The following is a 12186-nucleotide window of genomic DNA, read 5'->3' as shown; positions in this document are numbered from 1 at the left end:
GGGCGCGCGCCTCAGCGGCGCCGGCGGTCGAGCGCCTTCTGGCTCTCGTGCAGGCGGTTCCAGGCGAAGGCTTTGTAGAGCTCGCGCTCTTCCTGCGAAGCGAAGCCTTCGTGATCGTGGCGCGGCGCTGCGGCGTCGCTCAGCCGCCAGGCGCGACGGGGATGGTCGCGTGCGAAGATGCGCATCGCGAGACTTTCGACGACGTTTGCGGCCAGATGCTGCATACTGCGCTTCCCGAGCCGTGGAGCCTTTCCCATAACGCGTAAAGCTATCAGATAGCCTGCGTCGCCTAGTTGTCATCTCCCCTTAGCTTAAAATCGGCATTAATTCGTTTTGTTAGCGGTCTCTAAGAGTGTCTGCCGCACTGCAAAATACTTGCGGCCGGAAACACAAACGCCCCGGTTTAGTCGGCCGGGGCGTCGCGTCGTTGGGTTGATCTGACGAGCAGGTTCAGTCGTCGCGGTAGACCTTCTCGCGGCGCTCGTGGCGCTCCTGAGCCTCGATCGACAGGGTCGCGATCGGCCGGGCTTCGAGCCGGCGCAGCGAGATCGGCTCGCCGGTCTCCTCGCAATAGCCGTAGGAGCCGTCCTCGATGCGCTCCAGCGCGGCGTCGATCTTGGCGATCAGCTTGCGCTGGCGGTCGCGCGCCCGGAGCTCGATGGCGCGGTCGGTCTCGGACGACGCGCGGTCGACCAGGTCGGGATGGTTCTGGTTCTCGTCCTGGAGGTGCTCGAGAGTCTCGCGGCTGTCGCGGAGGAGCTCGTCCTTCCATGCGATCAGCTTGTCGCGGAAGTAGCGGCGCTGCCGCTGGTTCATGAAGGGCTCGTCTTCAGACGGCCGGTAATCGCTCGCCAACTCCACGCTCATAGTCCCGCCTTTGGCGTCGCCGCTCGCTGGTTCCGTTCGGGCCGGAATATAGCCACGTCAGGCGTTCTCCACAATTGCGGATTTATTCGGGAAGCCTTTGATATCAGTACGTAATTTTTGTTACATAAAATCCCGTTCGCTGGTCCGGTCCGAAAACGCGCGCCGTCAGGCGCCGCGCTTGGCGAGTTCGACGCGGGCGCGGAGTTCGATCGCGGCCAGCGCGTCGTCCAGTCCGCGGTCGCCGGTCTGTTCGCTCCGGGCGGCGAGGCGGTCCGCCAGCGCGGTCAGGGTCGGCAGATCGGCGCGGCCTTCGAGCGTCGCGATCTTGAGCTCGTCGAGACTGTCGAGCAGGCCGCGGCCGCGCTTCAGCTCGCGCCGCCTGCGCTCGGCCGGCGGCTCCTGAACGGCCTGCAGCGCCAGCAGCGCGTCGATCCCGGGGCTCTGCCGCACCGCGGTCGGGGCGCCGGCCGGGCTGGACGTCGGCGCGTCGCCCAGGCGAAAGCCCGACCCCGCGGCGGGCGCGCGCGACGCGGCTGCGCCGCCGGGCGTCAGGCGTCCAGGACCTTCGATCCGCATGTGGCTGGCGTCCCCGCAGAGCCGGACCTCCGGCGTCCGGAGACCATGGCGGCGGTATGGTTAACCCGGCGTTAACCCTCGGCAGAATTTGCCGGCCCCAGGGTTAATTCTGCCGGCGCGCTTTCGCCGCGCTTGAGGCCCGCGACGTCGCCTCGCCAAGATCGTCTTGCCGCGGCGGCTCCGGCACGGCTTTCGCAAGGGGAGGGGGAGCCCGAGCTTCGTCTCCCGCGTATCCGGACCGCACGCCATGCGCCTTCCCGCCCTGTCCCGCCTCCCGGCCCTCGCGATGGCGCTCGCCGTCGCGCTGGGCGCCGCGGCGCCCGCGCAGGCCGCGGACCCGGCGGTCGGCGTGGTTCCCGGCGCGAGCGCGCGCGACGAGTCCGGCGTTCGCGTCGACATCCGCAAGAGCGTCGCCCGCAAGCGCGCCTTCGCCGGCCAGGACGACGGCGGCCCGACCCGCGGCGGCGTGACCTCGCGTATCAAGGACCTGACCGACATCGAGGGCGTGCGCGAAAACCAGCTCGTGGGCTACGGCCTCGTGGTCGGCCTCAACGGCACCGGCGACAGCCTGAACGCCGCGCCCTTCACCAAGCAGTCCCTGCAGTCGATGCTGGAGCGGCTCGGCGTCAACACCCGCGGCGCGACGCTGCGCACCAAGAACGTCGCGGCGGTGATGGTGACGGCGAACCTGCCGCCCTTCGGCACGCAGGGCACCCGGCTCGACGTCACCGTCTCCGCGCTCGGCGACGCCACCAGCCTGCAGGGCGGCACGCTGATCGTGACGCCGCTGATGGGCGCCGACGGCGAAGTCTATTCGGTCGCTCAGGGGTCGGTCGCCGTGATCGGCTTCAACGCGCAAGGCGAGGCGGCGCAGATCGTGCGCGGCGTGCCGACCACGGGGCGGATCTCGAACGGCGGCCTGATCGAGCGCGAGATCCCGTTCTCGCTCGCGAACCTGACGACGGTCCGGCTCGCCCTGCGCAACCCGGACCTCACCACCGCGCGGCGGATCGCGGCCGGGATCAACGACTTCATCGGCTCCGGCGTCGCCGAACCGCTCGATCCGTCGACGGTCGCGATCCAGGTCCCGAAGAACTTCCAGGGCAACATCGTCCAGCTTCTGACCGAGATCGAGCAGCTCCGGGTCGAGCCCGACCAGATCGCCAAGATCGTCATCGACGAGCGCTCCGGCATCATCGTGATGGGCCAGGACGTAAGGGTCTCCACGGTCGCCGTGGCGCAGGGCAACCTCACCGTCACCATCACCGAGGACCCGATCGTCAGCCAGCCGGAGCCGTTCAGCGACGGTGAGACGACGGTCGTGCCGCGCACCAGCGTCTCGGTCGACACCGACGCGAACCGCCGGCTCGCCGTGCTGCGGGAGGGCGTGAACCTGCGCCAGCTCGTGGACGGCTTGAACGCGATTGGCGTCGGCCCGCGCGACCTGATCGCGATCCTGCAGGCGATCAAGGCCGCGGGCGCGCTGCAGGCCGAGATCGAGGTGATGTGATGGCCGCGACCGCGACTTCGCCGACCCCCGCCGCGCTCGGCGCGCTGACGACCTACGACGCCCATCCGCAGGCGAAGGCGGCCTCCCGCCTCGACGCCGCCGCGGTGGACTTCGAGGCCGTGTTCCTGACGCAGATGATGCAGTCGATGTTTTCCGGCCTCGGCGACGACGGCCCGCTCGGCGGCGGGCCCGGGACCGACGCCTACCGCTCCATGCTCGCCGACCAGTACGGCCGTTCGGTCGCGTCCGCCGGAGGCGTCGGCCTCGCGGATCATGTTCGGTCCGAACTGCTCTCTCTCCAGAAAGGAAGCTGACGCCATGCACGCCGGCCGTCATGTCCCCGCGCCCCGCCCCGAGCTCTCGGTTGAGGAGGCGGCGGCGCTGCTGTCGCGGCTCGCCGACACCGTCGAGCGGCTCACCGGCGTGGTGGTCGAGGAGACGCGCCTCGTCCGCTCCGGCGCCTACCAGGCCGCCCGCGCGCTCGAGGTCGAAAAGGGCGCGCTGTCGAGCCGCTACATGCTCGACGTCGGCGCGGTGTCGGGCGCGGGCGACGCGATCGCCGCCCAGCCGCGCGAGCAGCTCGAGGAGATCGAGCGGATGCACGCCGCCTTCCGCTCCGCGCTCGACGAGAACCTCGCCGTGCTGGGCACCGCGCGCTCCGTGGCCGAAAGCCTGCTGCGCGGCGTCTCGGAGGAGATCGGCGGCCGGGCCGCGCCGAAGACCTACGACGCCCGCGGCGGCGCCTATGGCCGGCCGGCGGCCGCGCCGATGGCGCTGTCGCGCACGAGCTGATCGCTCGAATACGAAATGATTCGCGGGATCGAAATGATCCGCCGTTAACCCAACCTCCTAACGCCGCCTTAACGCGGCCTCCGTCAGACTGCGTATTGCGGACGAAGGGTCCCGCGAGCGGTCCGAGGGAGGACGCCATGGATACGGGCATCGGTTCGTTCGCGCCCGCCTCGCAGCCGATCCGCGTCGTCGCGGCGCAGCCGACGCCGGAACGGCTGCCTGAGCGCGCGAACGACCCAGAGCCGGCGGCGTTCGCCGCCCCGACGCCGTCGGAGCGGCGGGTCGATATCGACGCGGCCACCAACAGCCTGATCTTCCGCACGGTCGACATCGCGACCGGCGTGACGGTGCAGCAGACCCCCGACGAGGCCCGCCTGAGGCTGCGCGCCTACATCGATACGCTCGGCGCGAAGGTCGCCGAACCGACGCTCGTCGCCACCGCCTGAGCGGGCCTTCGCGCCGACGTCACCACTCCTGCTTCTGCGGCAGGCCGTCGGCGATGTCGTAATAGTCCGACTTCGAGCCGACATAGATGTGCTCGGCGAGCCTGAGCCCGGTCGGCGCGTCGAGCGTGCCGGCGGTGACGTAGATCTCCTCGCCCGGCTCCGCCTGCCAGAACAGATTGCCGCCGCAGCGCCCGCAGAAGCCGCGCCGCACGCCTTCCGACGACTGGTGCCAGGCGAGCGTCTCGTCGGAGAGCAGCGTGAGGTCTGCGGCCCGGCACGCCGACATCACCGCATGGCTGCCGCTCGTGCGCGCGCATTGCGAGCAATGGCACGCGATCGGCTGCGACAGCGCGCCGGAGATCCGGTACCGCACGCCCCCGCACAGACAGCCTCCGCTCGCGCCCATCATTCGCGACCTTCCTCGATTTCGGTACCGCGCATTCGGCCGGCCGATTCCGCCGCCCCGCCTCGCGCCATTGTTTGAGCTGCGTCTTGAACCTGCAACCTGTATATACAGGTTATGATCATCACGTGGGACGAGCCGAAGCGGCTGGCGAACATCGAGAAGCACGCGATGGACTTCGCCGACCTGACGCTGGAGTTCTTCGCCCGCGCGGCGATCGGGCCGGCCAAAGGCGGCCGGCTTTATGCGATCGGCGAACTGGACGGCGTCGTCACGGTGATCTTCGCCCGGCTTGGGACCGAGGCGATCTCGGTCGTCAGCATGCGGCCCGCTTCGGTGAAGGAACGGAGGTCGATCGATGGGTAAGGAATTCAGGCCCGGCAGGGGCTACACCAAGGCGGATTGGGACGCGGTCTCGGACAATCCGGAGCTGAGCGACGAGGAGCTTGCGCAGTTCCGACCCATGTCCGAGGCGATGCCCGATCTTCATGCGGCCTTGACCGAAGCCATCCGCAAGCGCGGACCGGCCCGGACCAAGGAGGCGGTCTCGATCCGTCTGGATCAGGACCTCGTGGCGAAGCTGCGCGCCACCGGGCCCGGCTGGCAGTCGCGCGTCAACGACGCGCTTCGGGCGTGGCTCGACAAGGGCGCGGCGTGATCGACGTCGTCGACCTTGTCCTGCAGGCCGCGAACGGGACGCCGCCGCCGATCACCGGCGCCGGGCGAAGGCGGGAGAACGTCGGTTGGGGCGACGGACTGATGCCGTTCCTCGTGGTCGGCGTGCCCGTCCTGGCGTTCCTGCTCTGGTACGAGTGGACGCGCCGGCGGCGATAGCGCCGTTCTGGAGGCGACAAAAATCCGATAGGGCGCGACGGCCGCCGGGGAGAGGGGAAACCGGCGGCCGTCGGCCAGTTGGAGGTCCGCGCGGCGGGCGCGCGGACCTCCGAGGACGACGGTTCGGGCGTGGGGACGCAGAAACCCGCCGCCGTCCTGCCTCGAGCGAGGCGCGCCTTCGGCGCCTCGCGCATTCGTTCAGCCGAGCGACACCCGCGTCGCGGCCGACGGGGCGACGGGCTCCGCCGGGGCGGGGCCTGGCGTCGGCTCCGGCGCGCCGCCGCCTGCGAGGTTGCGGATCACGACGTAGAACACCGGCGTCAGGAACAGGCCGAACAGCGTCACGCCGATCATGCCGGCGAACACCGCGACGCCCATGGCCGAGCGCATCTCGGCGCCGGCGCCGGTGGAGGCCGCAAGCGGCAGCACGCCCATGATGAAGGCCAGCGACGTCATCAGGATCGGCCGGAGCCGCAGCCGGCTCGCCTCGATCGCGGCCTGCAGGACCGTGCGGCCCTGATGCTCGAGCTCGCGCGCGAACTCCACGATCAGGATGGCGTTCTTCGCCGACAGTCCGACCAGCACGATCAGGCCGATCTGGGTGAAGACGTTGTTGTCCCCGCCCGTGAGCCAGACGCCGATCATGGCGGCCAGCAGGCTCATCGGCACGATGAGGATGATCGCGATCGGCAGCGTCAGGCTCTCGTACTGCGCGGCGAGCACGAGATAGACCAGCAGCAGCGCCACCGGGAACACGATCAGCCCGGAATTGCCGGCGAGGATCTCCTGGTAGGTCAGCTCGGTCCACTCGAAGGCGAAGCCCTGCGGCAGGGTCTCGGCGGCGATCTTCTCGACTGCGGCCTGCGCCTGTCCGGTGGAGTAGCCGGGCGCCGCTCCGCCGTTGACGTCGGCCGAGAGGAAGCCGTTGTAGCGCATGGCCCGCTCCGGACCCGAGCTGGGCTTCACCGTCAGCAGAGCCGACAGCGGGATCATTTCGCCCGACGTCGAGCGCACCTTGAGGAAGCCGACGTCGTCGGCGCGGGCGCGGAAGGCGCTGTCGGCCTGGACACGGACGGAGTAGGTGCGGCCGAAGGCGTTGAAGTCGTTGACGTAAAGCGAGCCGAAATAGATCTGCAGCGTGTTGAAGATCTCCGACACCGGCACGCCGAGCTGGCGCGCCTTGACGCGGTCCACGTCGGCGAACAGCTGGGGCACGTTCACCTGATAGGAGGAGAACAGGCCGGCGAGCTCCGGCGCCGCCTGCGCGCGGGCGAGGAACGCCTTGGTCGCGCGGTCGAGCGCCTGGTAGCCGAGGCCGGCGCGGTCCTCGATCTGCAGCTTGAAGCCGCCGATGGTGCCGAGCCCCTGCACCGGGGGCGGCGGGAACATGGCGATCGTCGCTTCCTTGATGCCGGCGAACTTGGCGTTGAGGCTCGCCGCGATCGCAGCGGCGCTTAAGGACGGGTCGCGCCGTTCCTCGAACGGCTTCAGCGAGGTGAAGACGATGCCGGCGTTCGACGAGTTGGTGAAGCCGTTGATCGAGAGGCCCGGGAAGGCGATGGCGCGCTCCACCCCCGGCTCCTTCAGCGCGATCTCGCTCATGCGCCGGATCACGGCTTCGGTGCGGTCGAGCGTGGCGGCGTCCGGAAGCTGGGCGAAGCCCACGAGATACTGCTTGTCCTGCGCCGGCACGAAGCCGCCGGGCGTGACGTGGAACAGGTGGCCGGTAAGGCCCACCAGCGCGACGTAGACCACGAGCATCACCGCCTTGCGGGCGATGGCGCGAGAGACGCCGCGGCCATAGGCCTCCGAGCCCCAGGCGAAGGCGCGGTTGAAGCCGCGGAAGAACCAGCCGAGCGTCGCGTCGAGGAAACGCGTGAACCGGTCCTTCGGCGCGTGGTGGTCCTTCAGCAGCAGGGCGGCGAGCGCCGGCGACAGCGTCAGCGAGTTGAACGCCGAGATCACGGTCGAGATCGCGATCGTCAGCGCGAACTGCTTGTAGAACTGGCCGGTGAGGCCGGAGATGAAGGCGAGCGGCACGAACACCGCCACCAGCACCAGCGCGATCGCGATGATCGGTCCAGAGACCTCCTGCATGGCCTTGTAGCTGGCCTCGCGGGGCGACAGACCTTCCTCGATGTTACGCTCGACGTTCTCGACCACGACGATGGCGTCGTCGACCACGATGCCGATCGCGAGCACCAGCCCGAACAGGGTGAGCGCGTTGATCGAGAAGCCGAACAGGTGCATCACCGCGAACGTGCCGATGATCGACACCGGCACCGCGGCGAGCGGGATGATCGAGGCCCGCCAGGTCTGCAGGAACACGATCACCACCAGCACGACGAGCGCGACCGCCTCGAGCAGGGTGTGGACCACCGCCTCGATCGAGGCGCGCACGAACTGGGTCGTGTCGTAGACGATCTCGTAGTCCACGCCCTCGGGCATGTTCTTCTTGATGTCGGCCATGGTCGCGCGGACCTGGTCGGCGATCTCGATCGCGTTCGAGCCGGGCGCCTGCGACACCGGCACGGCGACGGCGTCGCCGTTGTCGAGCAGCGAGCGCAGCGCGTAGTCGGCGGCGCCCATCTCGATGCGGGCGACGTCGCGCAGGCGCACGATCTCGCCGTTCGCGCCGGACTTCACGACGATGTCGCCGAACTCCTCCTCGGACTGGAGCCGTCCCTGCGCGTTGACGGAGAGCTGGAGCTCGACGTCGGACGGCGCGGGCGAGGAGCCGACGACGCCGGCCGCGGCCTGCACGTTCTGCGCCCGGATCTCGCCGACCACGTCGGCGGCGGAGAGCCCGTGCTCGGCGACCTTCTGCGGGTCCAGCCAGACACGCATGGAGTAGTCGCCGGAGCCGAACAGCTGAACCTGGCCCACGCCCGGGATGCGCGCCAGCCGGTCCCTGACGTTCAGGACGGCGTAGTTGCGCAGGTAGGTCATGTCGTAGCGCTTGTTCGGCGACACGAGATGCACGACGAGGGTGAGGTCGGGCGAGGACTTGATGGTGGTGACGCCGAGCTGGCGCACCTCCTCCGGCAGCCGCGGCTCGGCCTGCGAAACGCGGTTCTGGACGAGCTGCTGCGCCTTGTCGGGATCGGTGCCGAGCGCGAAGGTCACCGTCAGCGTCATCACGCCGTCGGTGGTGGCCTGGCTCGACATGTAGAGCATGTCCTCGACGCCGTTGATCTGCTCCTCGATCGGCGTCGCCACCGTTTCGGAGATGACCTTCGGGTTGGCGCCGGGATAGGTCGCGCGCACCACCACCTGCGGCGGCGCGACGTCCGGATATTCCGAGATCGGCAGGCCGCGCAGCGCCAGCACGCCGGCGAGGAAGATGACGATCGACAGCACGCCCGCGAACACGGGCCGGTCGATGAAGAACTTCGAGATGTTCATGGCGCGGGGGTCTTCACTGGCTGGCCGAAGCCTGGCGGCCGACGCTCGCGACCGCATCCATGGCGGCGGGGCGGGGGTCGACCAGCGCGCCGGGGCGCAGCTTCTGGGCGCCGTCGATCACGACGCGCTCGCCCGGCTCCAGACCGCTTTCGACCACGCGTAGGGCGCCGACCGAGGCGCCGAGGGTGACCTCGCGGTAGGTCGCGCGGTTCTCGCCGTCGACGACGAACACGAACGACTTGTCCTGGTCGACGCCGACCGCCCGCTCGCTCAGCAGCAGGGCCGGCCGGGTCTTGGCCTGGCCGAGCTTCATGCGCGCGAACTGACCCGGCATCAGCCGGCCGTCGGCGTTGGCGAAGGTGGCGCGTACGCGGATGGTGCCGGTGCGGGCGTCGACGGTGGAGCCCACGAGCTGCAGCCGACCGCGGACCTGATCCTCGCGCGCCTGCAGCGTCATCTCGACCGGGATGTCGCCGATGCGCTCGCGGCGGTCGCCGCCGTCGTCGAGGCTGTCGAGCGCCCGCGAGACCGCGAGTTCGTCGGCGTCGAAGCTGGCGTAGATCGGGTCGACGGAGGTGAGGCGGGTCAGCACCGGCGCGCCGGGGCCGGCCGCGACCAGATTGCCGACGGTGATCTCGATCCGGTCGACGCGGCCGGCGACCGGCGCGCGCACCTCGGTGTAGCTCAGGTTGAGCTTTGCGGTGGTGAGCGCCGCCTTGGCGCCGGCGAGGTTCGCTTCCGCCTCGCCGAGCGCGTTCACGCGGGTGTCGAGGTCGCGCTGGGAGATCGTCGAGAGCGCCGTCATGCGGCGGCCGCGCTCGAGATCGGCGCGCGCGAGCGTCAGCCGGGCCTCGGCCGCCGCGACGCCGGCCTGCGCCCGCTCGACCTCGGCGGCGTAAGGGGCGGGGTCGATGGTGACGAGCCGGTCGCCGGCCTTGACCAGCGCGCCCTCGCGGAAATGGATCTGCTGGATCGGGCCCGCGACGCGCGAGCGCACCTCGACCTGTTCGACCGCCTCGAGCCGGCCGGAAAACACCGTCCAGGTCGGGGTGTCGCGGCGGGCGAGGGTGGCGACGCCGACTTCGGTGGCGGCGGGCGCGGCCGGCGCGTCGGAGGCGCCGGCGTCGCCGGCGGGCAGGGTGGAAAGGCTCAGGACCGCAGCGGCGGCGAGCGCCGCTGCGGTGAGTCCGGCGCTCAGGCGTACGGACAGCGTGGAACGCGTCATGGCGGCATCCCCGAGAAGGTATCGGAATAATGTACCGATCGGTATCGTACCGCTAGGTAGATATCGGGGGCGCCCTCTGTCAACCCTTAGTCTATCGATCGGTATGAAAAGCGCCGAAGCCGCCCGGATCGGCCCGACCGCTGTGCGGGTCCGAAGGCGCAGGACGCCGGCCGCGGCGTCGCAATCCGGCCCGGGCGATCTCCTGAAGCTCAGGGTCCGGCTTACGCCGATACCCTGCGCCGCGGGGCCATAACCTATTGATAACCATGCCGTTCGATTGCCGGCGGCGTTCATGGAACCGCGCCGCGGAATTAACCGCCGCTTAGGGCCGCCCGCCCGAGGCTCCGCGTGCGCTTCAGGACGAGGCGCGCCCCTCAGTCTCCCAGAACAGGAGCCTCAAATGTCCGACATCACCCTCAACTCGGCCGTCCGCTCGAACCTCCGCACCCTTCAGTCGACCACCGACCTGATGGCCCGCACGGAAGAGCGGCTCTCGACCGGCAAGAAGGTCAACTCGGCGCTCGACAACCCGTCGAGCTTCTTCACCGCCCAGGCTCTTGATCGCCGCGCGAGCGACCTCACCAACCTCCTCGACAGCGTTTCGAACTCGGTCAAGACGATCGAAGCCGCCGACAACGGCATCTCGGCGATCAGCGACCTCGTCACGCAGATGAAGTCGGTGGCGCGCTCCGCCCAGCAGTCCAGCTCGGCCGTCGACACCAAGGCCGGCTTCACCTCCGCCGCCGTGGCCGGCGCCACCGCCGACAACCTGCTCGGCACCGGCACCGCCGCCACCGCCACGACGCTCGCCGGCGTCGCCGACGTCGCCGCCACCTACACCGGCGGCACGCTGTCGATCAACGGCACCGACGTCACCATCGCGGACGACAGCGACGCCGACGCGGTCAAGGCGGCGATCGACGCGGCCGACATCGAAGGCCTGACGGTCACCAACAACGCCGGCACGCTGGAGTTCTCGCTGGCGAGCGGCGAAGACCTGACGCTGACGGCCAGCACGGCCGGCCTCGCCGACAACCTCGGCCTCAGCGCCACCGGCGGCACCGACGTCACCGTCACCTCGACGAACGGCACGCCGGCTGCAAACGACCTCGAAGGCAAGACCCTGACGGTCACCGTCGGCGACGGCGAGACCGGCACGATCACCTTCGGCACGGGCTCCGGCCAGGTGTCGACCCTCTCCGGCCTGAACGACGCTCTGGCGCAGTACAACGCCAAGGCTTCGATCTCCTCGACCGGCCAGCTGACGATCGAGACCACCAACGAGTACGGCTCGTCCGACCTCACCATCGGCGGCACCGCCGTCAGCACCGACGGTTCGCCGGCGGCCGGCGAGATCTTCGGCGTCGCCTCCACCTCGGCGGCGAGCAAGTCGGCGGTCATGGGCGGCGACGGCCAGGACCGCCGCACCGACTACATGAACGACTACAACGACCTGCGTCAGCAGATCGCTGAACTCGCGAAGGACGCCAGCTACAACGGCGTCAACCTGCTGAACGGCGACGACCTCTCGGTCGTGTTCAACGAGGACGGCTCCTCCAAGCTCGACGTCGCCGGCGTCGACGTCATGGACGTGCTCGGCCTTTCGGACATCACCTTCGACGACTTCGCCGACAGCTCGAAGATCGAGGAAGTGGTCTCCAAGCTGAACGACGCCCTCGGCTCGCTGGACAGCCTGTCCTCGCGCCTCGGCTCGCAGCTCTCGGTCGTCGAGACCCGCCAGTCCTTCACCAAGGACATGGTCGGCACCCTCGAGGACGGCGCGCTGTCGCTGACCGGCGCCGACACCAACGAAGAGGCCGCGAATCTCGCGACCCTGCAGACCCGTCAGTCGCTGATCGTCTCCTCGCTGTCGATCTCGACCAGCCAGGAGCAGAACGTCCTTCAGCTCCTCCGCTGATCGACGCAACAAGCGAAGAACCGGCCTGAACGACGGCGGGGGCCCCCACGGCTCCCGCCGTTTTCGTTCGCGCAGGATAGGAGTTAGTGGACGTCGTCCGTTCCCGTCCGGCGACCGTCGCTAAGCCGGCATTAACCTTAACTTCCGATTAAGGTTAACGGCCTATGTTCCGATCAACGTCCTAAACGACGTCCCGAATCGGAGCCTTTC

Annotated in this window: 14 protein-coding genes; 8 read left to right on the top strand and 6 right to left on the bottom strand. The window is 69.5% G+C overall.

The features are described from left to right. Positions 1–11 precede the first annotated feature (11 nt). The 3 genes from PKE78_RS02705 to PKE78_RS02695 form a co-directional block, all read right to left on the bottom strand. Positions 12–224 carry a hypothetical protein gene (locus tag PKE78_RS02705; protein WP_271199304.1) on the bottom strand — a complete coding sequence of 71 codons (213 nt, stop codon included), beginning with the start codon at positions 222–224 and terminating at the stop codon, positions 12–14. 226 nt (positions 225–450) lie between these two features. Next, entirely contained in the window at positions 451–867 is a 417-nt protein-coding gene (gene dksA, locus PKE78_RS02700) for an RNA polymerase-binding protein DksA (protein ID WP_271199303.1), read from the bottom strand. A 165-nt stretch (positions 868–1032) separates the two neighbouring features. Then, positions 1033–1443, bottom strand: coding sequence for a flagellar assembly protein FliX (locus PKE78_RS02695; protein ID WP_271199302.1), 411 nt, complete (start codon positions 1441–1443; stop codon positions 1033–1035). Between the two features lie 247 nt (positions 1444–1690). On the opposite strand from PKE78_RS02695, the gene PKE78_RS02690 reads away from it, so the two are divergent. The 4 genes from PKE78_RS02690 to PKE78_RS02675 all read left to right on the top strand — a co-directional run bounded on the left by PKE78_RS02690 (position 1691) and on the right by PKE78_RS02675 (position 4191). Continuing rightward, complete coding sequence (locus PKE78_RS02690; protein ID WP_271199301.1) at positions 1691–2953, top strand: flagellar basal body P-ring protein FlgI; 1263 nt, start codon at positions 1691–1693, stop codon at positions 2951–2953. Continuing rightward, positions 2953–3267, top strand: a complete 315-nt coding sequence (locus tag PKE78_RS02685) for a rod-binding protein (RefSeq protein ID WP_271199300.1) — start codon at positions 2953–2955, stop codon at positions 3265–3267. Before PKE78_RS02690 ends, PKE78_RS02685 begins: the two co-directional genes overlap by 1 nt. Positions 3268–3271: 4 nt before the next feature. Next, positions 3272–3745 carry a hypothetical protein gene (locus PKE78_RS02680; protein ID WP_271199299.1) on the top strand — a complete coding sequence of 158 codons (474 nt, stop codon included), beginning with the start codon at positions 3272–3274 and terminating at the stop codon, positions 3743–3745. 137 nt (positions 3746–3882) lie between these two features. Next, complete coding sequence (locus tag PKE78_RS02675) at positions 3883–4191, top strand: hypothetical protein (protein WP_271199298.1); 309 nt, start codon at positions 3883–3885, stop codon at positions 4189–4191. A gap of 19 nt (positions 4192–4210) precedes the next feature. Here PKE78_RS02675 and PKE78_RS02670 read toward each other — a convergent pair whose 3' ends face one another. Continuing rightward, on the bottom strand, positions 4211–4597 hold the full coding sequence (locus PKE78_RS02670; RefSeq protein WP_271199297.1) for a GFA family protein: 387 nt from the start codon (positions 4595–4597) through the stop codon (positions 4211–4213). A gap of 114 nt (positions 4598–4711) precedes the next feature. Here PKE78_RS02670 and PKE78_RS02665 point away from each other — a divergent pair, with 114 nt between their 5' ends. From PKE78_RS02665 to PKE78_RS02655, 3 genes are read left to right on the top strand one after another with little or no spacing between them, the layout of a single operon-like run. Continuing rightward, positions 4712–4960, top strand: coding sequence for a BrnT family toxin (locus PKE78_RS02665; RefSeq protein ID WP_271199296.1), 249 nt, complete (start codon positions 4712–4714; stop codon positions 4958–4960). After that, a complete protein-coding gene (locus PKE78_RS02660) occupies positions 4953–5252 on the top strand; it encodes a BrnA antitoxin family protein (protein WP_271199295.1) in 300 nt (99 codons plus the stop codon). Before PKE78_RS02665 ends, PKE78_RS02660 begins: the two co-directional genes overlap by 8 nt. Further along, a complete protein-coding gene (locus PKE78_RS02655) occupies positions 5249–5428 on the top strand; it encodes a hypothetical protein (protein WP_271199294.1) in 180 nt (59 codons plus the stop codon). The genes PKE78_RS02660 and PKE78_RS02655 overlap by 4 nt, the downstream gene beginning before the upstream one ends. A 198-nt stretch (positions 5429–5626) precedes the next feature. Here PKE78_RS02655 and PKE78_RS02650 read toward each other — a convergent pair whose 3' ends face one another. Continuing rightward, on the bottom strand, positions 5627–8833 hold the full coding sequence (locus PKE78_RS02650; RefSeq protein ID WP_271199293.1) for an efflux RND transporter permease subunit: 3207 nt from the start codon (positions 8831–8833) through the stop codon (positions 5627–5629). A 13-nt stretch (positions 8834–8846) separates the two neighbouring features. Then, positions 8847–10058 carry an efflux RND transporter periplasmic adaptor subunit gene (locus PKE78_RS02645; RefSeq protein ID WP_271199292.1) on the bottom strand — a complete coding sequence of 404 codons (1212 nt, stop codon included), beginning with the start codon at positions 10056–10058 and terminating at the stop codon, positions 8847–8849. Positions 10059–10458: 400 nt separating this feature from the next. Between PKE78_RS02645 and PKE78_RS02640 the strand changes: the two genes are divergently transcribed. Beyond that, on the top strand, positions 10459–11976 hold the full coding sequence (locus PKE78_RS02640) for a flagellin N-terminal helical domain-containing protein (protein ID WP_271199291.1): 1518 nt from the start codon (positions 10459–10461) through the stop codon (positions 11974–11976). The last annotated feature ends 210 nt before the right edge of the window (positions 11977–12186 follow it).

The organism is Methylopila turkensis, from assembly GCF_027922325.1.
Lineage (GTDB): Bacteria > Pseudomonadota > Alphaproteobacteria > Rhizobiales > Methylopilaceae > Methylopila > Methylopila turkensis.
This window is presented reverse-complemented; position numbering and strand designations above follow the sequence as displayed.